This window comes from Amphibacillus cookii, from assembly GCF_016908375.1.
GTDB classification, from domain to species: Bacteria; Bacillota; Bacilli; order Bacillales; family Amphibacillaceae; genus Amphibacillus_C; species Amphibacillus_C cookii.
This window is the reverse complement of the sequence record NZ_JAFBDS010000002.1, coordinates 97,265-123,605: the sequence shown is the minus strand read 5'-3', so window position 1 is coordinate 123,605 and position 26,341 is coordinate 97,265. Positions and strand designations below refer to the sequence as shown.

Below are 26,341 nucleotides of genomic sequence, written 5' to 3'. Positions count from 1 at the left end.
CCTTATCGAAAGAATGAGAATAGGACATCTAAACCGGTTGTTGCTAATCGCAATGTAATCAGTGCAACAAGGGCTGAGATATCAAGCATGCCAATGGGTGGTATAATTTTTCTAAATGGTTCAAGGTAAGGTTCTACAATATTTGCAAGCAATCGACCAATTGATGACTCACGTGAACCAGGAAACCACGACATTAAAATATAAATGACAATAGCGATCTGATATAAATTAACTAATTGAAATACTAACCTTTCAAAAAATACCATTCATTTACCACCTTTGCTCAAAATCTTCTTCATCTTCTACCATTTGAGTTATATTTCCTGTTATTTCAACATTGTCAGGCGTACACAAAAAAGTATGAGGCCCTAATTTTTGAATTTCTCCAGAAACAGCATACACCGTACCACTTAGAAAATCAACGATACGCTTCGCTTGTTGATAATCAACCCTCTGTAAGTTAATCACCACTGAGCGACGATTAACAATCTGATCAGCGATATCTTGCGTTTCATCATAAGATCGCGGTTCAGAAAGCACGACTTTTGTTTGAGCTTGAACTGACTTCAAACTAACTACATTTTTCGGGTCTTTTTTGTCCTGCTTTTGACTTCGCCTTGATAATTCTTCCGTTTCATCGGGTGCTAGTTCTTCATAATACTCTTCATCTTCAACTGAAAATAATGTTCTGAATTTATTCTTTATACTCATCTCTCACCCCTACCCTTCTGTTCCCACTAGTTTGGAACCAATTCGGATATACGTTGCCCCTTCTTCTACTGCAATGTGATAATCATTACTCATTCCCATCGACAACTCTGTACACGGTGCATGAGAATAGGCCTTTAACGCAATCTGATCTCTTAATACTCGCAGTGACCGAAAAACATGACGTAACGTTTCCTTATCACTCGTAAACGGCGCCATTGTCATAAGTCCAATAACTTCAATATTTGAGTAAATACCAAGATCAGCAATAAAATCTTCAACCTCATGAGGAGCAAGTCCGCTTTTAGAGGTTTCACCACTTATATTTACTTGAACAAAGCATTGGATTTTTTTAATTGCTCGCTTATTGATTTCTTTAGCAAGTGATAATCGATCTAATGCATGGAAATAATCAACTTCATTAATAACCTTTTTTACCTTTTTGGATTGTAAATTCCCAATAAAATGCCAGCGCACATCTTGATTTTGAATCGCTGACTGTTTTTCAAGTAGCCCTTGATCTCTGTTCTCTGCTATATGATTAATACCTGCTTCAATGACTTGCTTTGTACGATCTATTGTAACATATTTTGTAACTGCGATTATAGTAATTTCGTCAGATGAGCGATTGACTTGATCGCAGCTATATTCAATTTGCTGCTTAATCTGGTCAAGATTAGTTGAAACAGACATTGAATCCTCCTTACTACACCCTTCAATATTTACCAATAAATCCAAGCATGCGACCTGTCTTGCCATGATCACGGCGATATGAATATAGATTATTCGTTTGATAGGTACATCGATGACTTACTAGTATATGCTCACGATTTATCCCTTGATCCATTAACATATGTTTATTAAGTTGGCGTAGGTCTAATAAATACTGTTCGGGCACTTCTTTTATTTTGATCGACACCAGGTCTCTGTAGATTTGAGGAATACAATTGATCACATCTAAGTTAACTTGATAATACATCTGACTAATTGACGGACCGATTGCAACTTGTAAATTCTCAGTTTCTACACCCTCTTGCTGTAATGCCTTAACCATTTCTATTGCCATACCATTAACTGTCCCCCGCCAGCCTGCATGCGCAATACCTAGCCATCCCGTAATCGGGTCATAAAAATAAAGGGGAACACAATCAGCGAAAAAAGCTGCCAATAAAATATTTCTTTCTTTCGTTATTAACCCATCTACCCCTGGAATAGGAGCTTGAGTGGAATTTGAACCTGCTCCTCGTTTTTCACTATTATGATCAATCCGAGCTATTTTCGTACCATGTACCTGTTCACCTAGAACCCAATGATCGATTGCAATATTCACTTGTTTAGCTAATCGATGGCGATTAGCCATAACAGCTTCTGGGGTATCACCAACGTGTAAACCCATATTTAACGAAGCATAACTAGATTGACTAACGCCACCATAACGTGTAGTCAGACCCGCTTGCAAACCGCTATGGCGTTGAATCCATGGTGAAACATGATAGAAAGACTCATGTACTTGTTGAAAAGGTTCCATATCGCACCCCTTTTTTCACTATTCTATCATATCTTTTTGAAAATTTGTTTTCAATCCTATCAATTATTTATGACTTTTCATTTACTAAAATGACATCATGCCCAAAAGTAACAATGTTTTTCCATGGAACAATCACCTCGGTTTGCTTTTGAAAAATATGACTAACGCTAGATCGATTTCCTATAATAATGTCTGTGATTAAGCCCGTCTCTACATCTATCTCTAAATCAATCACATGACCTATCCTAGCACCTGTATCCATCGATACAATCTGTTTCGTTTGTAAAGTTGATAAAGTTACCATATTAATATCACCTTCCTTAGTTAAACTATATGATTCAATAAGTAGAGCCATAACTACCGATCAAAATAACCTGACTAGCTTCACTAAATAAAGTCGAGTGATTAACTTTTAATAAGATTCAAATTTAAAACCACCTAAAGGATAAGAAAGTTCGAGAACTAACTTATCCTTTAGATGGTTTTTTTATCACAGATAACCGTTCGTAAAACGCCTGACTTAAAATAGAGAACAGCGATCAATCAATTGAGGCGGGCGATAACGGACGCTAATGTTCGGATTCACTCAACTACAATCAGCGGGAAAGGACGAAATCACCCGTTAACTGATAGGTTCATTTTATTATTAACTCAACTTTCGCATCTGAATGTTCAGGTTCAGCCAAGCTAGCATAAGGGTAACCCGAAGATTAAATATAAGCGTTGCGTTTGAATATAGATTTTCGATTGATTATAAACCTTTCGTTTTAGACCCACAGGTGAGCTATGTTTCGCTTTCCGTGGGCGTGGCTTGAGCTACTACCACAGGAGTCTACACATAGCTCACCTGCTAAATCGTAACATCTATCAAATTAGCTGAAGCCATCCCCGCGAAAAGCGAATCCAATGCTTCTCGGAACGACATAACGTGCTAAACGTATGAGAAGGTCGCATGCGACACATCCATGCAGAAGTAAAGTCAACAAGCCTATTGAACACGATCAAGGTTGAATGACTATTTTCAGTGTGTGAAAGTTGAGTATTAACTTTTATTATTCAAACATTTCATTATTCATTTCTTTAATTGCCGCCTTTTCAAGTCGAGAAACTTGGGCTTGAGAGATACCTATTTCGTTAGCTACCTCCATTTGAGTCAAACCTTGGAAAAAGCGCTTCGATAAAATTAATTTCTCCCTTGCATTCAACCTTTTCATACCTTCCCTTAAAGATAATTGATCAAGCCAATTTTCTTCTTTGTCTCCATCGTCACTTATTTGATCCATAACGAAGATAGGGTCACCGCCATCATTATATATCGGTTCAAATAACGAAACCGGATCTTGGATAGCATCCATCGCAAACACGATGTCACTTTGTTCTACCCCTAATTCTTTTGCTATTTCTTCAGCTGTAGGTTCTTTTAGCGTTTTGCTCATTATTCGCTCTCTTGCCTGCAATGCCTTGTAGGCGGTGTCTCGCAATGAGCGTGACACACGAATTGGATTGTTATCTCTCAAGTAACGTCTAATTTCTCCAATGATCATCGGAACAGCATAGGTTGAAAATCTGACATTTTGACTAAGATCAAAATTATCAATTGATTTTATCAGGCCGATACAACCAACTTGAAATAGATCGTCTCCATATTCCCCCCGATTCTGAAACCTTTGAATAATGCTCAGTACTAGTCTTAAATTCCCATTAACTAGTGTCTCTCTTGCAAATTGATCTCCTGCTTGCATTTTTCTAAACAACTCTCGCATTTCTTCATTCTTGAGGACCGGTAGCTTTGATGTATCTACACCGCAAATTTCTACTTTATGTCTAACCATTTGTGACCCTCCCATGTTGTCCGTTTCTACATGGAACAGTATCACCATTGGCTATCGCTTTTATGCAGGTAAAAATTTCCGAACCTACCGCATCCTTTATCTGCCTTACATCATTTTTTCAAATTCTTTTTGTAGCCTACGTATGATCTTTTTTTCAAGTCGAGAAATATAAGACTGTGAAATCCCCAATAAATCTGCTACATCTTTTTGCGTCATCTCTGCTTCACCAACAAGTCCAAATCTTAACTCCATAATTTGTTTTTCTCGCCCTGTTAATTGTTCAAGTGCTTTCTCCAATAGTTTTTTATCAACTGATGCTTCTAAATCTTTTTCAATAATGTCATCATCAGTCCCTAAAATATCAGATAACAATAATTCATTACCATCCCAATCAATGTTCAATGGTTCATCAAAAGACACTTCTGATTTTAGCTTGTTCGTTTTTCTCAAATACATAAGAATCTCGTTTTCAATACACCTTGATGCATAGGTTGCCAATTTAATTTTCTTTTCTAAGTTAAAGGTATTAATAGCTTTAATTAAACCAATCGTTCCTATACTAATTAAATCTTCGATATTTATGCCAGTATTTTCGAATTTACGAGCGATATAAACCACTAACCTTAAATTTCTTTCAATTAACATTGCTTTTGCTGCTTTATCACCTTTGGGTAATTTAAGAAGCAACTGGTATTCTTCTTCCTTCGATAATGGAGGTGGTAAAGCTTCACTTCCTCCTATGTAATAAACCTCTTTCGGTTTCATTCCAAGCTTTAATCGGATTCGATAAAAGAATAGTTTTATCTTTATCCACTGTTTTCTCAAAACAAACAACTCCTTTTCATTATTATGCCTTAGGAAGTAAAGGATTACTGCCTGTAAGACGGTTATCTGTGATAAGTCAAAGAAATATGAGCTTTTCTTAAAATCAGGCAGTTTCAGATCGATTAAAGACTTTAGGATTCAGTAAACAGTGATAATGCTGGCCTGATGACAAGGGACCAAAACGTAAGCCAAGTAAAACATTTTTTGTTCGGTAAGCGTGGGTTTGGTTTGAAAATGCAAATAAGTCTGGCTTTAAAGCTAATAATATGCCATTTTCATTTGATACGTCTTGATAAGGGATAAAGTGAATCATATTTGTGATTTGATTATCTTGTTTACTTAAATCAAGTGTTTGATTCATTTGTTTTAAACGTAAGACCATATCCTCACTAAATAGTTGCTTGATAATAACATTATCAATGATGACAACGGGTTTTTGACTAATGGGATCAATTAAGTGATTGGCACTATCCAAATAAGCGGTGCTATTTACCACACGATTTAGCACTTTTATCTGACATGAATAGATTTGTTCAGCTTGATAATTGACTAACGTTTGCTTGTCCATTGTTTGACGGGTAAACCACCAACAAAACGGAAAACCAATGATAACGAACCCCCAACTTATCGGTGTGCCAAATCCTGTTGAAACGGTCAAAAAACCAAAATCATTTAATTCGAAAGATTGTTGAAATAGAAAGTGAGATCCCATTAATGCACCTCCTAAGGTAAAAGAGGCAAAATAAAAAATCATCAATGTTTTGACATAATCGATGAAAGAGACATATTTAAATCCAATAAACAAGATCACACAAGAGAATAAAATTTTCCCCAATGGATGAAGAACAATACTACTCGGATATAGTACGGCAATGAAAACCATTGATGAAGCAAAAAGTGAAGCTAACCAAACGGACCAACCTCGATTTTTCTTCTTTACTAAGTAGCCTGTTAACTGTAAGATCATAAAGTCAATCAATAGATTAAGTAGCCATATTGCGTCTAAATATATAGTCACCAGTTATTCCCTTTCCTTAAACGGATTAACATCATTATATAAAGCTGAGGAAGCAAAGTCTGTCACAGTATGACTGTGAATTTTATATCTTTTTCACGTTTATTAACAAATATTGTCTTAATCAAATTGTGAATTTGCTGGCTTCAGACTAACAAAATCGAGGTCAGTTAGACGTTGTCACTCGATGTGAATTAGCTGAGGTTGTCCTCACCATCCAATGATTGAAGGTTCAATTTTCTAAGACAAACAAAAACACGTTCCACAGTAACTTGAATGCTGTGGAACGTTATATAAGTGAATCGTTTTAATTTGATTTTAGTCCAGTGAACAGTCTAAGTCGTTCACTGGACCAAGCATCGGATTAAAGATATTTAGCTGCGATCATATCTGTATTATAAGTAAGTCGATCCATACTAACCTCCCATTTGAAAATCAAATAATTGAGAAACGTTATACTCTTCTTCAAATAGTTCTTCTACTTTTTCACGAACATGCGTTAAATAATTTCGATATACCGTGGTTTGTGCCTTCAGTTCCTTTGTAATCAGCTCATGCTCTGGTAGAGCGGTTGTCGGCATCTCTTCTTGCACATCGATTTTTACTAACTTGCCCAAACCATAAGCATGCTTACGGTTAGCAAAATATAAGCTAAAGTCGTTTTGGAAGAGGGAAGGATTCTCTTCCATATAGTCAATTTGCCGCTGAAGTGCTTGATTTTTTAAATCAAAATCTTCATTAATCTCACCTTCGTATTGGTTACCATACTTTTGAATCGATTCTTCCATTTCCTCCAGTTTCGCTAGTCCCTTTTGATAAAGGCGAACGACTGATGTAATGTTCCATTTAATCTCTTGATCTGATGAAAGTGACCCACCATAATGAAGGTCACCACCACTATAGCTCACACCAGTTTCGTCAGCTAATTGGTTTAAAATCGGCTCAATCTTGTGACCAGACTCAATCAGGTCAAGCGCGTCTGCTAATTCTTCGTGTATGACGTTTAATGAATCCCAGCTTTCCATAACGTTATCATAGATATCCAGCATAAGAGCACTGGCTATACCTTCTTGATTAATACCTAAGTTTTCTAGATGGTCATAATTGACTCCTATCTTCTCTGCATTTAATTTAATTGATTCGATTTCAGTTCGTAGCTTTTCACTTGTTTCTTGATCAATATAATCATTCTCTAACAACCCATCAATGACTATATCTGCATTGGCGAGGATCACATCCAAAACCTCCAGAAAATCAGGGATTTTTTGTATAATGGTATTGATCATATCCATGTTTTTCAAAGCGACAACAGCAAATCCTGCCTCTCCTTCAGCCTCACTAAATTGATTAATCACCTCTATATCAATACCAGTAATAGCTTCAAGAAAACCATCAGGACCATTAAGCTGATAATCGTCTCGATATTGGCGAAGGAACTGTTGGATTTTACGAACATCAGCTTCATCAAATTGATCGATAATCGTTCGTAGACCCTTCACTTCTGGATGGGTATCAATTAACATCGCTTCGTCGAATCCAAATAAAACAAAGTTACCAATCCCTGAAACCCCATAAAGCGGATCATCTTCAGAAATCCGATGAATAATATTGTCGGTAACCCCTTTGTTGTCGTAATACTCAATGATCGCGCGGCGGAGGTCTTCAAGAGGAATTGAGTCTATGTCTTCTCTAAATTTTAAAAATAAACTCAACTCCAAGTCTCTATCTGCGTCAATAATCTGACTTAAGCTCACTGGAGCACCATTTACGCCATAAACATTATCAAATATAGAATAGATTAACTGAACTGCTAAATTATTATTAAATGCTTTTGAATGCCCTAGAGCAAAAAATGATAAATCACTAGTTTCAGATACTTTTGAGTTGACTTTATCAACAAAAATCCTAGTTGATTCTAACTGTTTTTTATCAATGCCAAGAAAAATATTGAAAAAGTTATCTAACCAATCTTCGGTTCCAACACTGCCTTGTGAAATAATATGGACTTGATTGATCTGATTGTCAGGATCAGATAAGTAAATCGCCGTGCCATCATAACCTGATTGGCGAACATCTTCTGGTAGGTCATCATTATATTTTATTAACTCACTTGATGGATAAATTTCAATATGATCCGGCAAATATTGACGTGTTTCTTCAAGATAAATCCGGCGTACATCTGCTTCGAAATCTAATTTAGCTTGATCAAGTTTAATTTTATCTGTCGTATCAAACGCATTACGATAAGTATATTCTAATTCAATGATTCTTAATTTAACAATTTCATTCTCTAACAGATCTTCAGTCATCGCGATCTACTTCCTCTTGATTAATAAAGGTAATCGAATCGATTATTTTTTCGACTTGATCTTTCTTCTCGCTTACTCTTTTAGAACATATTTCATCTTTATTAAAACATAAGATATAAAAGTTATAATCAATTCCCAAGTATTCTTTATCTCTTGATTTTATATAGCCAATATAACTATATACTTCTGTTTCATCGCCATCATGTTCTATTTTTTTAGATCCTTCCCCATAGTAAATTTCTTTACTTAACGTTTCTTTCATTTTAAATTCATCTTCAAAATTATTTCTCCCACTAATGGCTAATAACATCTCATCTGGGTTTGCTAAATACTCTTGATCGCGATGATATTTGACTTGACCAATTATATGAACATCTTTACCATTGTTTATATCTTTAAAATTAAATGTTTCTATCTTGCCATCTGAGGTAGAAGAAGTTAATTTGGTGTATATACCATTCTCAGGAAACAACATCTGAAAACCTTCTAATTTAGATTCCATTAAATAAAAACCTGACTCAACTTCTTCTGTGGACACAAGAAATTCACGTGTTGCTTCATCTTGAAACGCGGGTACATCTGGTAAGTCTTCTGGATCAATATCTTTGGGACGGACATCTTGGTTCATTTGGCAACCTCCTAACAGCAAAAAAAATAAACCGATAAAAGCAATCATTTTCTTCATCATGACCCTCCAATAAATCCATATGTAGCTTTCATTTAACATGGTTTCTTATATTTTACAATATCGAACCCAACAGATAAATAGGGATAAAGACTAAATATGGAAAGCGACAACTAAAAACTAGGTCTTTTTTAACAGGTTAATAAATCTATAAGTCAAATAAGCAATACTTTAAACAGTGATCTAACCCGTCTTCGGTTCCAACACTGCCTTGTGAAATAATATGGACTTGATTGATCTGATTGTCAGGATCAGATAAGTAAACCGCCGTGCCATCATAACCTGATTGGCGAATATCCTCTGATAGGTCATCATTGTATTTGATTAATTCACTTGATGGATAAATTTCAATATGATCAGGCAAATATTGTCGTGTTTCTTCAAGGTAAATTCGGCGTACATCTGCTTCAAAATCAGCCTTAGTTTGATCAAGTTTAACTTTGTCAGTCGTATCAAACGCATTTCGGTAAGTATATTCTAATTCAATGATTCTTAATTTAACAATTTCATTCTCAAACAGGTCTTCAGTCATCGCGATCAGCTTCCTCTTGATTAATAAAGGTAATCGAATCGATTATTTTCTCGACCTGTTTTTGTTTCGCATTTATCTCTTTCAAACATATTTCATTATCATCACTAAAACAAAAGATGGAAAAATTATAATCAATTGCTAAAAAATCTTCTTCTTTTGACTCGATATAACCATGATAACTATAAATATCTGACGAGTTATTATTGACTTCTAATGCTTTTAATTCTTCACCATAGTAAATATTCTTATCTTGTGATTCTTTCTTTTTAAATTCACCATCATAACCGGTCCTTTCTCTAATAACAACTAACATATCATTTGAATCGGCTAAATACGCTTGATTACGATGATATTTGACTTGACCAATTACATGGATATCAATACTATCATTTCTACTCTCAAAGCTAAATGTCTCAATATCCTGATTGGATATTGCGGAAGTTAATTTACTATATACTCCATTTTCAGGTAATAACATCTGAAAACCTTCTAGTTTAGATTCCATTAAATAAAAACCCGGATCAACTTCTTCTGTGGACACAAGAAATTCACGGGTCGCTTCGTCTTGAAATGCGGGAACATCTGGTAAATCTTCCGGATCAATATCTTTCGGACGGACATCTTGGTTCATTTGGCAACCCCCTAACAGCAAAAAAAATAAACCGATAAAAGCAATCATTTTCTTCATCATGACCCTCCAATAAATCCATATGTAGCTTTCATTTAACATGGTTTCTTATATTTTACAATATCGAACCCAACAGATAAAAAGGGATAAAGACTAAATATGGAAAGCGACAACTAAAAACTAGGTCTTTTTTAATAGGTTAATAAATCTATAAGTCAAATAAGCAATAATTTAAACCGTAATCTAACCCGTCTTCGGTTCCAACACTGCCTTGTGAAATAATATGGACTTGAGTGATCTGATTGTCAGGATCAGATAAGTAAACCGCCGTGCCATCATAACCTGATTGGCGAATATCTTCTGGTAGGTCATCATTGTATTTGATTAATTCACTTGATGGATATATTTCAATATGATCCGGTAGGTGTTCTCGTGTTTCTTCAAGATAAATCCGACGTACATCTGCTTCAAAATCTACCTTGGCTTGATCAAGTTTAACTTTGTCAGTCGTATCAAACGCATTCCGGTAAGTATATTCTAGTTCAATGATTCTTAATTTAACGCGTTCATTTTCTAAAAGATCTTTACTCATCATGATCATCTTCTTCATCATAAATAAAGGTAATCGAATCGATTAATTTTTTTGCTAATTCTTTTTTTTCACTCATCTGCTCTTTACAATAATTAGCATTATCTTCATAACAAAATAGAGTGAAATTGTAATCGATAGCTAAATAATCCCTTTGTTTTGATTCCATATAACCTACATAACCATATATATCTGACAAATAACCTGGTTCTTTTATCTCTATTGGTTCCTCACCATAATAAATATTTTTTTCTGAAGTTTCTTTGCTGTCAAATTTACCTTGATAACCTGTTATGTTTTTTATACTATCTAACATAAAATCTGGTTTTTCTAAATAAGATTGATTGCGATGATATCGAATCTGACCTTCTAACTCAATATTTTGATCTTCATAAAAACTAGTGAAAGTAAAAACTTCCACGTTCCCATCATTCGTAATCGATGAAATTTCCTCAAAATATACACCACCTGCTGGAAACCACATCTGGAAACCTTCTAATTTAGATTCCATTAAATACAAACCCGGCTCAACTTCCTCAGTCGATACAAGAAATTCACGGGTCGCTGCATCTTGAAATGCAGGAACGTCTGGTAAATTTTCTGGATCGATATCTTTTGGGCGGACATCTTGGTTCATTTGGCAACCTCCTAACAGCAAAAAAAATAAACCGATAAAAGCAATCATTTTCTTCATCTTGACCCTCCGGTAAATCCATGCAGTATGTAGCTTTTACTTCACATTCACTCTTATATTTTATAATATCGAACACAACAGATAAATAGGGATAAAGACTAAATTTGGAAATCGACAACTAAAAACCAGGTCTTTTTTAACAGGTCTACTGAACGAATCTTCAATCGATGGGTAAAGCAAATGGTTAAGTTTAACCATTATTCCAACAAATATTTTAAATCCGTACAATAAAAGCGAATGATCCATTTACTTATGAATGGATCATTCGCTTTTGGTCTTACTTCATTTATTTTTGTCTCGTACGCTTTACATTTTACTGTACTTTACCGTCTTCTATTTCGGTTACGTAAGAATGTTGGAATATCTAACGTATCTTCTTCTTGGCGAAATGTTGACTGTTCAATAGGTTCTTGCACTTGTTCTCTTCTACCACTATCTTGAGCGGATGCATTTTGCTTATGATTAGTAGGACGCTTTCTCTGTTGAACTGCATCTTCTTTATTATCATCAAAACCCGTTGCGATAACAGTTACAACAATTTCTTCTTTTAAATTTTCATTTATAACAGAGCCAAAGATAACATTGACTTCTTGATCGGCAGCAGAAGTCACTATATCAGCAGCTTCTTGGACCTCATACAAACTTAAGTTCCCTCCACCTGTTATATTCATTAGAACACCTCTTGCCCCATCAATAGAAGTTTCAAGTAACGGAGAAGAGATCGCCTTTTTAGCAGCTTCTGTCGCACGATTTTCACCTGTGGCAATTCCAATTCCCATTAATGCTGATCCCTTATCTGACATAATCGTCTTCACGTCTGCAAAGTCAACATTAATGAGACCAGGAGTTGCAATAAGGTCTGATATCCCTTGAACACCTTGTCTCAACACATTATCTGCTTCTCTAAATGCTTCTAACATCGGGGTGTTCTTATCAATTATTTCAAGCAATCGATCATTAGGAATAACAATCAATGTATCAACATTTTCTTTTAAACCATCAATCCCCGTTACTGCTTGTGTAGATCGTTTGCGACCTTCAAACAAGAAAGGACGAGTGACGACACCAACAGTTAAAGCGCCTATTTCTTTAGCTGCTTGGGCGATGACTGGTGCCGCACCAGTCCCTGTTCCACCACCCATACCAGCTGTGACAAAAATCATATCTGCACCCTGGAGCGCTTCTTCTAATTGTTCTTTACTCTCTTCAGCCGCTTTACGCCCTACTTCTGGGTTCGCACCGGCTCCTAAACCACGTGTTAACTTGGTCCCAAGCTGAATTTTCACTTCTGCTTTAGACAAATTCAAAGCTTGAGCATCTGTATTTACTGCTATAAATTCAACACCTTGAACGCCATGTTCAATCATACGGTTTACAGCATTATTACCACCACCACCAACACCAATAACTTTTATTGTTGCTAGCTGATCTAATTCAGTATCAAACTCTAACATGTAAGTTCCTCCTAATAAATGACAATATTGCCGATTCACACTATTTTCTTAAACGACAAATACTACGATTAAATCGTTAATCAAAAAAGTATTTAAACAGATTAGCCACACCAGATTCTTTTTTCTCCTTTTGAGGAGTTACTTTTTCACGCTGTACCTTTTGTTTCGCAACTTTTTTCTTAGGTGGTTTCTCTTGATAAGTTTCAAGCTGTGTGACCGCACCTTCCAGTCGTTTACCTTGGATCTTTGCGTTTTTATGTGAGAACTTCAGTATTCCTACACCGGACGTGTATTGTGGCTCTCTAACTCCAATATAATCTGGAATGGCCACCCGTACATTAGCGTGATAAAGATCTTGAGCTAATTCTAACGAACCAGGCATTTTCATGCAACCACCAGTTAATACAAATCCACCTGGTAATTCAGAATAGCCAATTTTTTTAATTTCACGTGCAGCATAAGTGTAGATTTCCTCAAGTCTTGCCTCAATAACATCTGCAAGGTCAAGCTGATTAAAAGTATAATGCTGATCACTACCAATCGCTGTTACATCAAAAGTTTCTTCTTCTCTCGCATCAGGAAAAAAGGCATGACCATGTTTAAGCTTGATCGCCTCTGCATCCTCTGAACTAATCTTTAAACCTATTGAAATATCTTTAGTTATATTATCACCACCAAGTGGGATAACATGTGTAGCAACAAGATGATCATTTTCAAAAACAGATACAGTGGTACAACCACCACCAACATCTATCAGTGCTACACCTAAATCTTTTTCGTCACTTGATAATGCAATGGCACCTGTTGCCAATGGCTGTAAACAAATATCAATAACCTCTAAGTTAGCTCTTTCAACACATTTTAGAATGTTATGTAACATGGTTCGAGAACATGTAATAATCGTTCCTTCCATCTCAAGGCGAACACCAATCATTCCTCTAGGATCTGTAATCTCATCTAGCCCATCTACAATAAATTGTTTAGGAATAACATCAATAATCTCACGTTCAGGCGGAATAGAAATGACTTGAGCAGCGTCAATGACACGCTTGACATCTTCATCACCAATTTCCCGATCCTCACTGGCGACAGCAACAATACCTTGGCAAGATTGAAGCTGAATATGATTACCATTAATACCAACAATAACACGATCAATCTTCATATCAACCATCCGTTCTGCTTGTTCTATAGCAGCACGAATAGATTGTACCGTCTGATCAATATCAACAATAGCACCCTTTTTCATTCCATTTGATTTTGCAGTTCCTACACCAATAATGTTTAATGAATCACTTAAAACTTCGCCAATTATCACTTTAATTTTTGATGTACCTATATCTAGGCTGACTAAAATTTCATTGTTGTTCAAAAGTAAGGCACCTCCCAATCTACACGTCAATATTTACTAACTTTTAATATTTTATAATCTCTATAAAGTTATCACTCATACTTTTAGAGGATATTCACAATGGTATCAAATGCTAAGTGGCACGTCTCTTAACTGACTCATTCCGAAATCTTCATGGAGCGAAAACCTACACACTAAGCTTAAAAAGTTCACCACTTTAATTTTGGTTTCTTATTTGCCAACTTTATTGAACCATCACTTAAAAAATAATAAAAATATTCTTCTTAATAGTATACCATTTAATTGCTAGACTATTAATACTATAATTTTTATAATTTTTAAATATATGATATTTACACTATTCTACACGTATCGACTTGTTCCCTTCATTTTTTTCTTTTTTGTTTAAATAATTAGCATACAGTTGCCTTCTAATTATAGCAATATTTTTAAACAAACGAAAACCTAAAGCAAAAACTGCTGCTAAAAAGAGATCTACCATTAATTGATTTCCTATAAATGTTAACAAGATAGCCAAAGCTAAATTAGATAGAAAACCGGAGATAAACAAAGCTGATCTAAATTCATTTTTTAAATGCGCTTTTATACCACCGAATAATCCATCGAAAACAACTAAAATGATGACTGTTAAATAATCAACATAATAATTTGGAATAGATAACTCAGTCAATAAGCCCAATCCAACGCCAACCGCTAAAAAGAGTAGTGGCAACCACATTATTGATCACCTTCTTCTTGTTGATCAGAAACCCTTATATACTCTAAATTAAGATCGTCTTGATAAGGCGGTATGATTACTTCATCTTTTAGATTAATCTCCATTGAGATATTGTGCATAGCAAACGCATTACGGATTTGACTAACCTCCATGTAGCTATGTATGCGCTCAGGATTAGTAGAAATAACTTTTACTTCTAGTGGAAGATCAGGTAACGGCCGCTGATTAATGTAAGTTTTACTTTTAACATAGCGAATCGCGGTTAAGTCGATAATACGTTCATTTTCCACTGAAATGGCCTCGGCACCGTAAGCATTTAGTTCATTAATTAAACGGGTTAATAACTCCGGTTTCAGCTCAGGAAATGATTGATCTGTCTGTTGATAATTAGGAGTTAACTCAATAACTATCCCTGAATCCCTTAACTCTGTTAGCCCTGCTTTCATTTCAAGCAAGTCAATCGATTCGTATAAGGCTTCAATTTGTTCTTGTTCTGATTTCGTTTCATACTGTAACTTTATTGTATTTAGATCGTTTAACTCCTGTTGCAAGTCTTGTTGACGCGCTTGCTCTTCTTGAAGTTGTAAACGTATTTCCCAGTTATCTTTTGTTTCATGCCCCTCAGTTTCCCTTGTCGAACGTAAATGACCGACAAGCAAAAAACCGAGAAGCGCAAGCAAAACCGAGAATATAATTTGTTTTTTTACCATAGTAATCACCTATCATTAACCTATTCTCGCGTCCATTTCAATTATTTCCTGCTTACCTATCTCTACTTCAATTTGATCATTAATCAAGATATCAATGACCCCGTTAGATAATTCTAAACTTTCTTTAAGTGTATCGGAATGACCGATTGCCTCAATTACAAAAGGAGCTGAATATTGCTTACCGTCTATTGCAATAACAGGACCAATGCATACGATATGGCTATCATGAAAAATACGCTGACCATTAACGGCCACAGCTTCCGCACCAGCACTATATAATTCATTGATAACAAGTTGAACATGGCCATCATGGACAATATATTGATCCGCATTATCTTCTAATGCACCGAAATCCCGATCACTCAAAGATACAAATACACCTGCACCTTCAACAGGAAGCTCTCCCGTTAACCCTTGTAACATCATTTTATTTAAAGCAGAAGTACCAATTGTCTCTTCTTGTTTAGCAAATTGATTTTCAAGTCGTATAATATCAAGCTTGACTTGATCAATTTCTTGCTGTAATTGATTGTTATCATCCTCAAATTGAATCAATTGCTGTCGGTAATAAAACGTGCGCTCCCAAGCCAATTCAGCATTCTCACTATCATGTATCGACCCTTTAGTATGCTGATAACTAGAAGCAATTAGAAAACCAAAAACGAATAAAACAAACGAAAAAATCACGTGTTTATCCTTCACTGTCATCGGTTTCATCCTCTTCGTCTACTTCATTATCTTCCATTGATTCATATGTATTAAAAACGGCGCCACCTTCACCTATCTCAATAATACCATCACCAACGTCATCTAACTGGCTAACGATTGAGGGATAACTGCTCATGTTATCACTAAAATTACGAATACTTGTTAACACTTCAAAACCATCAGTCATAAACATTCTAAGTATAAAAGGATTTGTATCACTCGGTTCCCAATAAATCTCTGAGATATGACTAACAATAAAGGAAGGCAGTTGGACAAGTTGCTCAGTCAACATCTTCAAATACTCTTGATCGTTAAAATTAAACAATAAAGGCGCATCGCCTTGCCAATCAGTGATTCGAAACGACTCTAACGTTTTCCCGTTTTCTAATAGTGGGTAAACATATTGTCCCTCATTTAAATAAGCGACTTTGTCTAACTCATTAACGGTTATTTTAATATGATTAGGAAGCAACCTTTTCACTTCTGCATCTTTAATTTCTGGAAGCTCTTTAATATTATCCTCTATGTCACTTGTACGAAAACCCCATATATTATCATTAGTTGATAACCGACTATATTCTATGATTTCTTCAGTGCTGATGTATTCTTGTCCAGCAACATTTATTTCACTTACATAACTTAACGGTGATTGTAGATAAACCACAATGGATATTAAAACAAAGAACAAACATAAATAGAATATTAAGCGGCGATTGGTTTTTTTGCGACGCGCTTCCTTTAATTTAGGAATGCGTTCCTCTATCGAGACTACTTTTTCATCTTCCATCCCGTATCTTCCTTTTTTTATCTGAATAAAAGCAGAAGCTTTAATTGTTTTAACTATTCAAAACTAAACCTTGCCTTATATGAAACGCCAATTAAAACTAATTTTCCTACATTAATGCGTGAAATAGAAGTTTAGACCCCATTTCATGATCAGAAAAAGTTAATAAAATCAGCTATTAATTGTTAAAAAACGAGCCCCTTAACTATTTCCTTAATTAAAAATAGTTAACTAAAGTATAGCATAATTCTTATTAAATTACTTTCAATTTTCATGAGTAAATAGATTGAATTTTACTATTATTATCGACACCATCCATTTAATTATAACTTGCTATCATAATTAAAATCGAAACCTATTCAATTTATCTAACAAGTTATTAGATACTTAAATCAATCAATAGCATGACATACTAGCGACTAAACCTTGCCATTTCAATTTGAAAATAGCGTCAGTGCGTTTTTAAAAAGCGCACTGACGCTATTTGACAAAGAACCTTAGCAAAGCAAAATTTACCAGATGTTTTTTTCTTTTCTCACATTAATAATGACAATATCTACTTATATTTAAAACAATCCCCATCGAAGCGAGTGTGAGCGTTAACGATGAACCGCCATAACTTAAGAATGGTAAAGTTATACCAGTTACAGGAATTAATCCGATAACAACGCTGATATTAATGGCAACTTGCAAACTGATCATTGAAACGATGCCGATAGCTAGAAGTGATCCAAATTTATCTGGAGCATTCAAGCCAATTCTGACACCCCTCCATAGCAAATACAAAAAAAATAACAATATCATTATCGCACCGATAAAACCCAACTCTTCCGCGATAATGGCAAATATAAAATCATTATGTGGTTCAGGTAAATAGAAATACTTCTGAAAGCTTTCTCCAAAACCTAAACCAAATAGTCCACCTGGACCAATCGCATATAGCGATTGAATAATTTGAAACCCGTTTCCTAGTGGATCTTCCCACGGATTTAGAAAAGCAGTAATGCGATTGATCCGATAAGGAGCTGAAGCAATTAAACCTGCAAAACCAAGGGCACCGACTATACCAAGATAAGTAAAGTGCTTTATCTTTGCTCCAGATATAAATAAGACAATGATGCAAGAGGAAACCAGGACAACCCCCGTCCCTAAATCAGGCTGCAGCATAATCAAGCCAAAACAAACCAATATTAATAACAACAACGGCGCAAAACCTTTCGAAAATGAAGTGATTTTTTTCTGACGATCAGCAATCACATCAGCTAAGAAAATAAGTAATCCTAATTTAATAAATTCAGCGGGCTGGATACTAAATGCACCTACACCAATCCAACTTCTTGCTCCACCTCTTACTAACCCGATCCCTGGAATCAGAACGAGACCAAGTAACAGAAAACAAAAAATGAGGATGTACTTAGCATATAGACGCCATGTATGATAAGGAATCTGACTCACGCCATACATGGCTAGTAATCCTATCGAGGCAAACAAAAACTGCCTTTTGGCAAAGTAAAAACCGTCTTCAAATCGATAAGTTGCCCATATGCTTGAGGCACTGTAAACCATAATGATCCCTACTAAAACTAATAAATATATACTCACCGCTAGCTTCCAATCCATATTATGCTCTCTTTTCATGCAAACACTTCCTAATTTGTTAGCGAATCGCAAAACCGATAGCTTGTTTTACTAAAGTGTATGCACGAGATTAATAAACATGTCTCCGCGTTCTTCAAATGTTTTAAATTGATCCCAACTTGCACAAGCCGGAGAAAGTAAAATAACTTCACCTGGTTGAGCATTTTTAAAAGCTGATTCAACCATATCTTGTAACGTCTCACCAGTTAGCACTTCTTTAACTTTGGCTTTCTTTCCAGCAGTAGCTAGTTTACCGGCGGTCTGCCCATAAAGGTACATTCCCTTGACATGGTCTAAAAAAGGAATAAGATCATCAAACCCATTGCCTCGATCTAGACCACCTGCAATGAGATGGACGGGTTTATTAAAAGCCGTTAGAGCTTTCGAACTTGCCAATATATTTGTTGCTTTTGAATCATTATAAAATAGGCGTCCTTCTTTTTCCGCAACAAATTGCAAGCGGTGCTTAACCCCATTGAATGTCGTTAATGTCTCTCTAACTCCTTCAACTGTTGCTCCTAAAAGAAATGTTGCAGCAACACTTGCTAAAATGTTTTCCAAGTTATGCGCACCGACTAAACGGATAGAAGAGCGTTCCATTATTTTCTGTTCTTTAAAGTAAATATGCGTCTTATCTGCCCATGCGCCATCAACACGTTTTGTTGTTGTACTAAATGGAATCCGTGTTGCAGCACTCGATTGAATTAACTGAGAAACACGCACATCATCGGCATTATAAACAAGATAATCTTCAGCTGTTAATCGCGCAAAAATATTTGCTTTTGCCTGCTGATAGTCTAGAAAATCACCATGGTAGTCCAAATGCGCTTCAAACAAATTCAGAAAAACAGCGATCTTAGGTTTGAATGTCTTCACACCTTTTAACTGAAAAGAAGACAATTCCAATACAAGCTTCTCATCATCTTTTAACTGCTCAGCTACTTCAATCGCTACTCGACCAATGTTCCCAGCTAATTGAACAGATTGTTGGCTTTTCCGTAATATATCATGACATAAAGTCGTTGTTGTTGTTTTCCCATTAGAACCTGTAATTGCAATAATAGGGTTATCAATTAAATAATTTAAACATTCAATCTCTGTCCAAACAGGAATGCCTTTCGATTCAGCCACACTAATCATCTCATTATGATAGGGAATTCCAGGATTCTTAATCACTAAATCAACTTGATCTAATAATGATAAGGGGTGTTCTCCTAAAACAAGTTTGACCCCTTTTGCTTTTAATTGAGCCATTTCAGGGTCAGTTTCCTTTGCCTTTAAATCATTGGCAATCACATGCACACCATTTCTGGAGAGCACGTTACATGTTGCCGTCCCACTTTTAGCCAAACCTAACACTAATACACGTTTATACGGAAATTTCTTGAGTTTATTCATTTAAGCCCACACCTCTAAGTATAATCCTAACATCGCCAATATAAGACCGGCTAACCAAAAAGTCATAACGACTCGCCATTCAGACCATCCCTTTAATTCATAATGATGATGTAAGGGACTCATCAGAAAAATTCGCTTGCCTCGCGTTTTAAATGAAAAAACTTGAAGCATGACAGACAACGTTTCAATAACAAAAATACCACCAATAATAATGAGTAACACTTCCAGTTGCATCAAAATAGCGATAGCAGCAAGGGCACCTCCTAATGCTAATGAACCTGTATCCCCCATAAACACCTTCGCAGGATGTGCATTAAATACAAGAAATCCTAATAATGCCCCAACTACAGCTAGTGCAAATATCGCAACTTCTAACGGTCCATTCACTGACCAAGCTAAAATACCAAATGCACCAAAAGCAATCACAGCATTGCCTGACACAAGCCCGTCTAATCCATCAGTTAAATTAACAGCATTAGATGTCCCGACAATCATAACGACAACGAGCAATGGATATAATATCCCGAGTTCTAATTGATACCCTGTCCCAGGAATCGATAAAGCTGTTGAAATATCGCCTAAGCTCAAAATTAAATAGAATAGAATGGCAACAGCCAATTGCCCAATTAATTTTTGCTTAGAGGTCAAACCTAAATTTCTCTTTAAAACCACTTTAATGAAATCATCAAGAAATCCCAATAACCCATAACCAATTAGTACGAGCATAATTAAATTCATTTCTCTTGTAAAAGGATTTTCTACAATACGACTATACATATACAAGCTCGTAATGATTATGCTTAATATAATCATAATGCCACCCATTGTTGGTGTCCCGGTCTTTTTCATATGGGATTTTGGACCTTCTTCACGTATACTCTGTCCAAACTTTAACCTTCTTAAAAAAGGAATAAAAACAGGTGAAGCAAGGACGGTAATTAAAAATGCTATGCCAATCGTAATCAGTAAAAAATATTGATTCATACCGCTTCCTCCTAATATATTATCTGTTAACCGTCCAAATCGCATGATCTGTCTTGATAACAATCTATTTCTTTAATCGATCAATTATTTGCTCAAATTTCATGCCACGTGATGCTTTAAAGAGCATAATCGTTTCAGCAGATAATTGCTTACTTAAGAACGCAACCAATTGGTCTTTTGTTTCAAAATGTTGGGCATTAATTGTTGTTGATTCGCTAATATAGTGTGCATGATCACCTAGTGTACAAAGATAATCAATTGATGTTGGAATAGCTTTACCTATTTCATGGTGAAAAGCCTGAGCATGTTCCCCCAGTTCAAACATATCACCTAAAATTAAGATCTTTTTTCTAAACCCTGACATTGAATTTAACACATTGATCGCCGCTAACATTGATGTTGGTGAGGCATTATAAGCATCATTAATTAATGTGGTTTCCTTTTGACCTTTGATTATTTCAAAACGCATATCCGTTGTTTTTAATTGATTTAATCCCGTTTGAATACGCTCATCATTAATACCTAGTTCACGACCAATTCCAATCCCATAGGCTGCATTTTTAGCATGGTGCTTACCTAATAAAGGAATACAAAATAGGGTTTCACTTGTTTTAATACGAAATGTTGTATGCTCATTCTCCTGATTAAGTTCTGTTAGTATCATATCATTCTTACTTGAGAACCCTACTGTTCGAACCTGATAACGATATTCGCTTTGCAATAATGGCTCATCACCATCATAAATAAGTAAACCATCTTTTTTCAAACCACTCGTTATTTCTAGTTTTGCTTGGGCTATCCCTTCTCTAGAACCCAAATTTTCAATATGAGACTCTCCAATATTGGTGATTACTGCTATATCCGGAATGGCTATATTAGAAAGTCTTTCAATTTCACCGAAGTGATTCATCCCCATCTCAAGAATAAGTACTTCCGTCTCGACAGGCATTGACAATATAGTAAGCGGAACACCAATATGATTATTCAAGTTTCCTTTAGTAAAGTGAATTTGATAACATTGATTACAAATTGAAGCCATTATATCTTTCGTTGTCGTCTTTCCGTTTGAGCCCGTAATAGCTATCACTTTGGGATTAATCCATTTACGATAAGCTAAGGCAAGCTCTTGTAAAGCTTGTAACGTATCATTAACGATAATTAAGGGAAATTGATCAGGTATGCCAGCTGGCCGCGGCTTGTTTCTTTGCCATAAAGCTGCCACTGCTCCTTTTTCAATAGCTTCCTTTAGGTAATCATGTCCATCAAATGCAGGACCTTTAAGCGGAACAAATAGTAAAGAAGCTAAATCGTTACGCGTATCTGTACCTACTCCTGCTATCGATTTGATATGCTCGTACTCACCATCTATTTGTTGAAATATATTTTTTATAAAAGAAAAAGAAAACACGATCAATAACTTCCTTTCATACTGTTGTTCAACGACCTTCAGATAATGCTTGCAAAGCTACTTGATAATCATCAAAATGAATCGTTTGATCACCAATAATTTGATACGTTTCATGGCCTTTTCCTGCAATTAAGATAATATCATTAGGCGCAGCTAATGATACAGCGTGCTTAATCGCTTGCTTTCGATCAATTTCTATCTTATAACGATTAGATTCCATTCCTTCTCTCATATCTTCAATAATTTCTAATGGATCTTCAGACCTTGGATTATCTGAAGTAAGGATGGTGAAATCAGCATATTTCTCCCCAATCGCTGCCATCAATGGTCGTTTGGTTCGATCACGATCTCCTCCACAACCGATAACAAGATAAATCTTCGCTTGAGCAAAAGATTGGATCGTTGCTAAAACATTTTCTAGTGAATCAGGTGTATGGGCATAATCAATAATAATGCCGAAAGGGTGATCACCTTTAACGGTTTCGAATCGTCCCCTCACCCCTTTCGACTGTTCCAACCCCTGTTTAATAGTCGCTAAAGTCACACCTGACAATTGGGCTGCAGACGCTGCTGCTAACATATTATACACATTAAATTTACCGATCAAATCCGTTTTGATTTCAACCGTTCCTTCTAAAGTATGCAAGTTAAAGATCGTCCCATTAGCAGAAAACTGAATTTGATCTGCATAAATATCACACATGTCCGTTAGCCCATATGTAATAACTGGTTGACTTGATGCATGCGCAAAATCATTCGCATAGCGATCATCTCCATTAATCACTGCATATTTAGGACGGGATTGTTGATACCGATTCCCTAGTTGATAAAACAAGCGCAGCTTTGCTTTTAAATAATCATCCATCGTTTCATGAAAATCAAGATGATCTTGCGATAAATTTGTGAAGATAGCAAGATCAAAATCACAGCCGTTTACTCTCCCTAATTCCAATGCATGGGAAGAGACTTCCATCATACAATGATCAATATTTGTATCAACCATTTGTTTAAAACTTTTTTGCAAATAAGAGGGTTCTGGTGTTGTATTGGCAATTGGATAAATAGTGTCAGCTATTTTCATTTGAATGGTTCCAATAACAGCCGTTTTTTGCTTAGCTAGTGTGAATATCTCATCAAGTAAATAACTGACCGACGTTTTACCATTCGTTCCCGTTATCCCGATTAAGTGTACATCATTTGAAGGGTGATCGTAAAAATAACTAGCTAAATAACTTAACACACGTTTAGTGTCCTTAACATAAATAACAGGAACGGTGTCTATAGCTAATGTTTTTTCTGCAATGATAGCTACAGCCCCCTTATCAACCGCTTGTTTAACAAAGTCATGGCCATCAACAGTATATCCACTTATACAAACAAACAGATCATCAGCTTGTACGGCACGCGAATCTATTTTTATGTCTTTAATATCTCGGTTGGTTAAATGCGATCCGCGATAAGGAAATGGCAAATCATCAATAATCGCTTTTAATTTTTTCATGTTAATCCTCACTTATCATTAAAATTTAATTATTACAACATACTTCTCAAAAAAGTCGACACCCGCTAATGAGTGCCGAAAGATAAAACGAGCCTTCAATCCGTGGGCGGAGGGCTACAGGATGTAGGTCATACAGACATTGCCACAGGACGTGGCGGTCTTAGTCTGTCATCCTTCTTAAAGATGTGGTGGTTTTAGTCTACGATCTTACCCACCCACTAATGGTTCGTTGAGTGAATCAAGACATTAGCGGCCGTTAGACCCCGCCTAATAGATGAGCTCCACTCTCTATTTTCGGGTAATTGTTTTACGGACGGTTATATAAAAGTCAGTTAATTACACCTCATCATTATACCAAAAAAAGATAAAAGTATCACGAATAAATCATGACTCTTCTTCTCCGAATAATAAGCGAATCGTTTCCCCCATTGGAACTTTTGTACCGGGGGCTGGCGCCTGCTCAATCACGTGTTCACCTTTTCCAACTGTTTCAATAGCTAATTGCGTTAAATATTGTACCAAATCATTTTCTGTTAACCCAATAAGGTCAGGCACCTCAACTAGTGGCTGATCAGGCCATTGATAATCTTTCTCTAGTCCACTATCCCGTCTTTCAACCCCCAAAGCACTTAAACTATCTTCTATAATATCTCCAACAATTGGCGCTGCAACTACACCACCAAATTGAACAGTATTTTTAGGATTATCTATTGCCAAATAAACGACAATTTGCGGATCATCTGCTGGTGCAAAGCCAATAAATGATACAATGTGATTATTTTCTAAATAACGGCCATTACTACCAACCTTTTGAGCCGTTCCCGTTTTCCCCCCAACGCGATAACCATCGACATATGCACCACGACCTGTCCCTTTAGCAACAACAGATTCTAGTGCCATCTTCACTTCCATTGACGTTTCTTCAGAAATCACTTGATGCTTTAGTTCCGGCGAGACTTGTTCTATTATTTGATTGTTCTTCGAATCAACCCATCGATCTACAATGTACGGTTGATATAAATATCCACCATTAACCGCTGCCGATACAGCCATGACTTGTTGGATTGGTGTCACAGATACACCTTGCCCAAAAGATGTTGTAGCTAACTCTATTGGCCCCACACGTTCAGGGTCAAAAAGAATTCCGCTGGACTCACCGGATAAATCAATATTTGTTTTTTGACCAAAGCCAAAAGCATCAATATAACTAAATAATCGCTCTGTTCCCAAAGCTTGACCTAATGTTACAAAACCTGGGTTACATGAATTTTGCACGACTTCTAAATAAGTTTGCTGGCCATGTCCTCCATGTTTCCAACAATGTAACTTCGCTCCACCTACCTCAATCTTCCCACTGTCATAATACTCATCTTCTTCTAGATCAACTAATTTTTCTTCTAAAGCAGCCGCTAGTGTTATAATTTTAAATGTTGAGCCTGGCTCATAAGTACTCCAAATCGGAAAATTACGATTGTATACTGAGGGGTCTACATCTTGGTATTGATCCGGATCAAATGAAGGACGTGACGCCATCCCTAGAACCGCCCCCGTATTTGGGTCAACAGCCAATGCCCAAGCGCCATCAGGTTGATAAGTGGCTTCTGCAATATCAAGCTCTCTTTCTATAATGGTTTGTACAGCTAAATCAATCGTAAGATGTAGATCATTCCCATCAAGTGGTGCTTCATAAGTATCTGATAAATGAGGAAGACGTTTGCCTTTCGCATCAGAATAAAATGACAGGCGTCCTGGCGTTCCACTTAATTGTTCATCATGATATAATTCTAAACCCACAAGTCCTTGATTATCTATTCCACTGAATCCCAATACATGGGCCAACATATGATCATTCGGATAGTACCGCTTTGAGTCTTCAGCTAAATAAACCCCCGGCAAACCTAACTGTTGAATTGCAATGGCTTGATCTTCAGACAACTTTCTACCTTCTGCAAAACGAACAATATTTGTATCCTGTGCTAAGTAACCCTCAAGCAATTTGGTTTCCACATCCAGTACAGAAGCTAATTGAATCGAGACTTCTTCCTTGTCTTCAACCTGCCTTGGCACGAGCATAACCGTTGGTGCAGAAATATTATCAACTAATACTTCACCATTACGATCCAAAATTTTACCACGTTTTGCTTCAAATTTGATATCACGACTCCACGAGGTTTCCGCTGATTCTGTCAAAGCAGGACCTTCAACGAATTGAACATACATTAGCCGGATCAATATAATAAAGAAAACGGCTATTGCTAATAAAAAAACAGTGACGATTCGTTTTCGGATTGTCACATGAGATACTTGTTTCATTATTTAAC

The 26,341-nt window shown here is 36.1% G+C and carries 26 protein-coding genes; all 26 read right to left on the bottom strand.

All coding sequences use genetic code 11. The annotated features are described in order from the left end of the window. Positions 1-2 precede the first annotated feature (2 nt). Positions 3-266, bottom strand: coding sequence for a YggT family protein (locus tag JOE23_RS03670; RefSeq protein ID WP_204435947.1), 264 nt, complete (start codon positions 264-266; stop codon positions 3-5). 4 nt (positions 267-270) lie between these two features. Continuing rightward, entirely contained in the window at positions 271-711 is a 441-nt protein-coding gene (locus JOE23_RS03665; protein ID WP_204435946.1) for a cell division protein SepF, read from the bottom strand. 9 nt (positions 712-720) lie between these two features. Continuing rightward, positions 721-1,401: a YggS family pyridoxal phosphate-dependent enzyme gene (locus tag JOE23_RS03660; protein ID WP_204435945.1), complete on the bottom strand. Its 681-nt coding sequence runs from the start codon at positions 1,399-1,401 to the stop codon at positions 721-723. Positions 1,402-1,423: 22 nt separating this feature from the next. After that, complete coding sequence (gene pgeF / locus JOE23_RS03655; protein ID WP_204435944.1) at positions 1,424-2,236, bottom strand: peptidoglycan editing factor PgeF; 813 nt, start codon at positions 2,234-2,236, stop codon at positions 1,424-1,426. A 67-nt stretch (positions 2,237-2,303) separates the two neighbouring features. Then, positions 2,304-2,540: a YlmC/YmxH family sporulation protein gene (locus JOE23_RS03650; RefSeq protein ID WP_204435943.1), complete on the bottom strand. Its 237-nt coding sequence runs from the start codon at positions 2,538-2,540 to the stop codon at positions 2,304-2,306. Between the two features lie 748 nt (positions 2,541-3,288). Continuing rightward, the gene (sigG, locus tag JOE23_RS03645) at positions 3,289-4,068 is read right to left on the bottom strand and encodes an RNA polymerase sporulation sigma factor SigG (RefSeq protein WP_204435942.1); all 780 of its coding nucleotides are present in this window, start codon (positions 4,066-4,068) and stop codon (positions 3,289-3,291) included. 105 nt (positions 4,069-4,173) lie between these two features. Then, on the bottom strand, positions 4,174-4,893 hold the full coding sequence (gene sigE / locus JOE23_RS03640; RefSeq protein ID WP_204435941.1) for an RNA polymerase sporulation sigma factor SigE: 720 nt from the start codon (positions 4,891-4,893) through the stop codon (positions 4,174-4,176). Positions 4,894-4,996: 103 nt separating this feature from the next. Further along, positions 4,997-5,911, bottom strand: a complete 915-nt coding sequence (gene spoIIGA / locus JOE23_RS03635) for a sigma-E processing peptidase SpoIIGA (protein WP_204435940.1) — start codon at positions 5,909-5,911, stop codon at positions 4,997-4,999. 413 nt (positions 5,912-6,324) lie between these two features. Further along, the gene (locus JOE23_RS03630; protein WP_204435939.1) at positions 6,325-8,217 is read right to left on the bottom strand and encodes a DUF6792 domain-containing protein; all 1,893 of its coding nucleotides are present in this window, start codon (positions 8,215-8,217) and stop codon (positions 6,325-6,327) included. Then, positions 8,210-8,902: a hypothetical protein gene (locus JOE23_RS03625; protein WP_204435938.1), complete on the bottom strand. Its 693-nt coding sequence runs from the start codon at positions 8,900-8,902 to the stop codon at positions 8,210-8,212. The genes JOE23_RS03630 and JOE23_RS03625 overlap by 8 nt, the downstream gene beginning before the upstream one ends. Before the next feature lie 148 nt (positions 8,903-9,050). Beyond that, positions 9,051-9,434: a DUF6792 domain-containing protein gene (locus JOE23_RS03620; RefSeq protein ID WP_204435937.1), complete on the bottom strand. Its 384-nt coding sequence runs from the start codon at positions 9,432-9,434 to the stop codon at positions 9,051-9,053. Then, a complete protein-coding gene (locus JOE23_RS03615) occupies positions 9,427-10,122 on the bottom strand; it encodes a hypothetical protein (RefSeq protein ID WP_204435936.1) in 696 nt (231 codons plus the stop codon). The genes JOE23_RS03620 and JOE23_RS03615 overlap by 8 nt, the downstream gene beginning before the upstream one ends. Before the next feature lie 148 nt (positions 10,123-10,270). Next, complete coding sequence (locus JOE23_RS03610; RefSeq protein ID WP_204435935.1) at positions 10,271-10,654, bottom strand: DUF6792 domain-containing protein; 384 nt, start codon at positions 10,652-10,654, stop codon at positions 10,271-10,273. Beyond that, a complete protein-coding gene (locus tag JOE23_RS03605) occupies positions 10,647-11,345 on the bottom strand; it encodes a hypothetical protein (protein WP_204435934.1) in 699 nt (232 codons plus the stop codon). Before JOE23_RS03605 ends, JOE23_RS03610 begins: the two co-directional genes overlap by 8 nt. 323 nt (positions 11,346-11,668) lie before the next feature. Beyond that, entirely contained in the window at positions 11,669-12,799 is a 1,131-nt protein-coding gene (ftsZ, locus tag JOE23_RS03600) for a cell division protein FtsZ (RefSeq protein WP_204435933.1), read from the bottom strand. A gap of 76 nt (positions 12,800-12,875) precedes the next feature. Beyond that, the gene (ftsA, locus tag JOE23_RS03595) at positions 12,876-14,171 is read right to left on the bottom strand and encodes a cell division protein FtsA (RefSeq protein ID WP_204435932.1); all 1,296 of its coding nucleotides are present in this window, start codon (positions 14,169-14,171) and stop codon (positions 12,876-12,878) included. A gap of 337 nt (positions 14,172-14,508) precedes the next feature. After that, a complete protein-coding gene (locus tag JOE23_RS03590) occupies positions 14,509-14,889 on the bottom strand; it encodes a small basic family protein (protein ID WP_204435931.1) in 381 nt (126 codons plus the stop codon). Beyond that, complete coding sequence (locus JOE23_RS03585) at positions 14,889-15,599, bottom strand: DUF881 domain-containing protein (RefSeq protein WP_204435930.1); 711 nt, start codon at positions 15,597-15,599, stop codon at positions 14,889-14,891. The genes JOE23_RS03590 and JOE23_RS03585 overlap by 1 nt, the downstream gene beginning before the upstream one ends. Before the next feature lie 15 nt (positions 15,600-15,614). After that, a complete protein-coding gene (locus JOE23_RS03580) occupies positions 15,615-16,307 on the bottom strand; it encodes a DUF881 domain-containing protein (RefSeq protein ID WP_204435929.1) in 693 nt (230 codons plus the stop codon). Next, a complete protein-coding gene (locus JOE23_RS03575) occupies positions 16,291-17,094 on the bottom strand; it encodes a cell division protein FtsQ/DivIB (RefSeq protein ID WP_204435928.1) in 804 nt (267 codons plus the stop codon). Before JOE23_RS03575 ends, JOE23_RS03580 begins: the two co-directional genes overlap by 17 nt. A 537-nt stretch (positions 17,095-17,631) precedes the next feature. After that, positions 17,632-18,729, bottom strand: a complete 1,098-nt coding sequence (gene spoVE, locus JOE23_RS03570) for a stage V sporulation protein E (protein WP_204435927.1) — start codon at positions 18,727-18,729, stop codon at positions 17,632-17,634. 51 nt (positions 18,730-18,780) lie between these two features. Then, the gene (gene murD, locus JOE23_RS03565; RefSeq protein WP_204435926.1) at positions 18,781-20,127 is read right to left on the bottom strand and encodes a UDP-N-acetylmuramoyl-L-alanine--D-glutamate ligase; all 1,347 of its coding nucleotides are present in this window, start codon (positions 20,125-20,127) and stop codon (positions 18,781-18,783) included. Next, a complete protein-coding gene (gene mraY / locus JOE23_RS03560) occupies positions 20,128-21,111 on the bottom strand; it encodes a phospho-N-acetylmuramoyl-pentapeptide-transferase (protein ID WP_204435925.1) in 984 nt (327 codons plus the stop codon). 64 nt (positions 21,112-21,175) lie between these two features. Further along, on the bottom strand, positions 21,176-22,519 hold the full coding sequence (locus JOE23_RS03555) for a UDP-N-acetylmuramoyl-tripeptide--D-alanyl-D-alanine ligase (RefSeq protein ID WP_204435924.1): 1,344 nt from the start codon (positions 22,517-22,519) through the stop codon (positions 21,176-21,178). 28 nt (positions 22,520-22,547) lie between these two features. Continuing rightward, on the bottom strand, positions 22,548-24,020 hold the full coding sequence (locus JOE23_RS03550) for a UDP-N-acetylmuramoyl-L-alanyl-D-glutamate--2,6-diaminopimelate ligase (protein ID WP_239585256.1): 1,473 nt from the start codon (positions 24,018-24,020) through the stop codon (positions 22,548-22,550). Between the two features lie 384 nt (positions 24,021-24,404). Beyond that, positions 24,405-26,333, bottom strand: a complete 1,929-nt coding sequence (locus JOE23_RS03545) for a stage V sporulation protein D (RefSeq protein WP_204435923.1) — start codon at positions 26,331-26,333, stop codon at positions 24,405-24,407. Between the last annotated feature and the right edge of the window lie 8 nt (positions 26,334-26,341).

What these genes read in the sequence shown, in the direction of transcription:
- JOE23_RS03670 (WP_204435947.1), bottom strand. Translation starts at nt 266, where the DNA reads ATGGTATTTTTTGAAAGGTTAGTATTTCAATTAGTTAATTTATATCAG.
- JOE23_RS03665 (WP_204435946.1), bottom strand. Translation starts at nt 711, where the DNA reads ATGAGTATAAAGAATAAATTCAGAACATTATTTTCAGTTGAAGATGAA.
- JOE23_RS03660 (WP_204435945.1), bottom strand. Translation starts at nt 1,401, where the DNA reads ATGTCTGTTTCAACTAATCTTGACCAGATTAAGCAGCAAATTGAATAT.
- pgeF (WP_204435944.1), bottom strand. Translation starts at nt 2,236, where the DNA reads ATGGAACCTTTTCAACAAGTACATGAGTCTTTCTATCATGTTTCACCA.
- JOE23_RS03650 (WP_204435943.1), bottom strand. Translation starts at nt 2,540, where the DNA reads ATGGTAACTTTATCAACTTTACAAACGAAACAGATTGTATCGATGGAT.
- sigG (WP_204435942.1), bottom strand. Translation starts at nt 4,068, where the DNA reads ATGGTTAGACATAAAGTAGAAATTTGCGGTGTAGATACATCAAAGCTA.
- JOE23_RS03630 (WP_204435939.1), bottom strand. Translation starts at nt 8,217, where the DNA reads ATGACTGAAGATCTGTTAGAGAATGAAATTGTTAAATTAAGAATCATT.
- JOE23_RS03625 (WP_204435938.1), bottom strand. Translation starts at nt 8,902, where the DNA reads ATGAAGAAAATGATTGCTTTTATCGGTTTATTTTTTTTGCTGTTAGGA.
- JOE23_RS03620 (WP_204435937.1), bottom strand. Translation starts at nt 9,434, where the DNA reads ATGACTGAAGACCTGTTTGAGAATGAAATTGTTAAATTAAGAATCATT.
- JOE23_RS03615 (WP_204435936.1), bottom strand. Translation starts at nt 10,122, where the DNA reads ATGAAGAAAATGATTGCTTTTATCGGTTTATTTTTTTTGCTGTTAGGG.
- JOE23_RS03610 (WP_204435935.1), bottom strand. Translation starts at nt 10,654, where the DNA reads ATGAGTAAAGATCTTTTAGAAAATGAACGCGTTAAATTAAGAATCATT.
- JOE23_RS03605 (WP_204435934.1), bottom strand. Translation starts at nt 11,345, where the DNA reads ATGAAGAAAATGATTGCTTTTATCGGTTTATTTTTTTTGCTGTTAGGA.
- ftsZ (WP_204435933.1), bottom strand. Translation starts at nt 12,799, where the DNA reads ATGTTAGAGTTTGATACTGAATTAGATCAGCTAGCAACAATAAAAGTT.
- JOE23_RS03590 (WP_204435931.1), bottom strand. Translation starts at nt 14,889, where the DNA reads ATGTGGTTGCCACTACTCTTTTTAGCGGTTGGCGTTGGATTGGGCTTA.
- JOE23_RS03585 (WP_204435930.1), bottom strand. Translation starts at nt 15,599, where the DNA reads ATGGTAAAAAAACAAATTATATTCTCGGTTTTGCTTGCGCTTCTCGGT.
- JOE23_RS03580 (WP_204435929.1), bottom strand. Translation starts at nt 16,307, where the DNA reads ATGACAGTGAAGGATAAACACGTGATTTTTTCGTTTGTTTTATTCGTT.
- JOE23_RS03575 (WP_204435928.1), bottom strand. Translation starts at nt 17,094, where the DNA reads ATGGAAGATGAAAAAGTAGTCTCGATAGAGGAACGCATTCCTAAATTA.
- spoVE (WP_204435927.1), bottom strand. Translation starts at nt 18,729, where the DNA reads ATGAAAAGAGAGCATAATATGGATTGGAAGCTAGCGGTGAGTATATAT.
- murD (WP_204435926.1), bottom strand. Translation starts at nt 20,127, where the DNA reads ATGAATAAACTCAAGAAATTTCCGTATAAACGTGTATTAGTGTTAGGT.
- mraY (WP_204435925.1), bottom strand. Translation starts at nt 21,111, where the DNA reads ATGAATCAATATTTTTTACTGATTACGATTGGCATAGCATTTTTAATT.
- JOE23_RS03550 (WP_239585256.1), bottom strand. Translation starts at nt 24,020, where the DNA reads ATGAAAAAATTAAAAGCGATTATTGATGATTTGCCATTTCCTTATCGC.
- JOE23_RS03545 (WP_204435923.1), bottom strand. Translation starts at nt 26,333, where the DNA reads ATGAAACAAGTATCTCATGTGACAATCCGAAAACGAATCGTCACTGTT.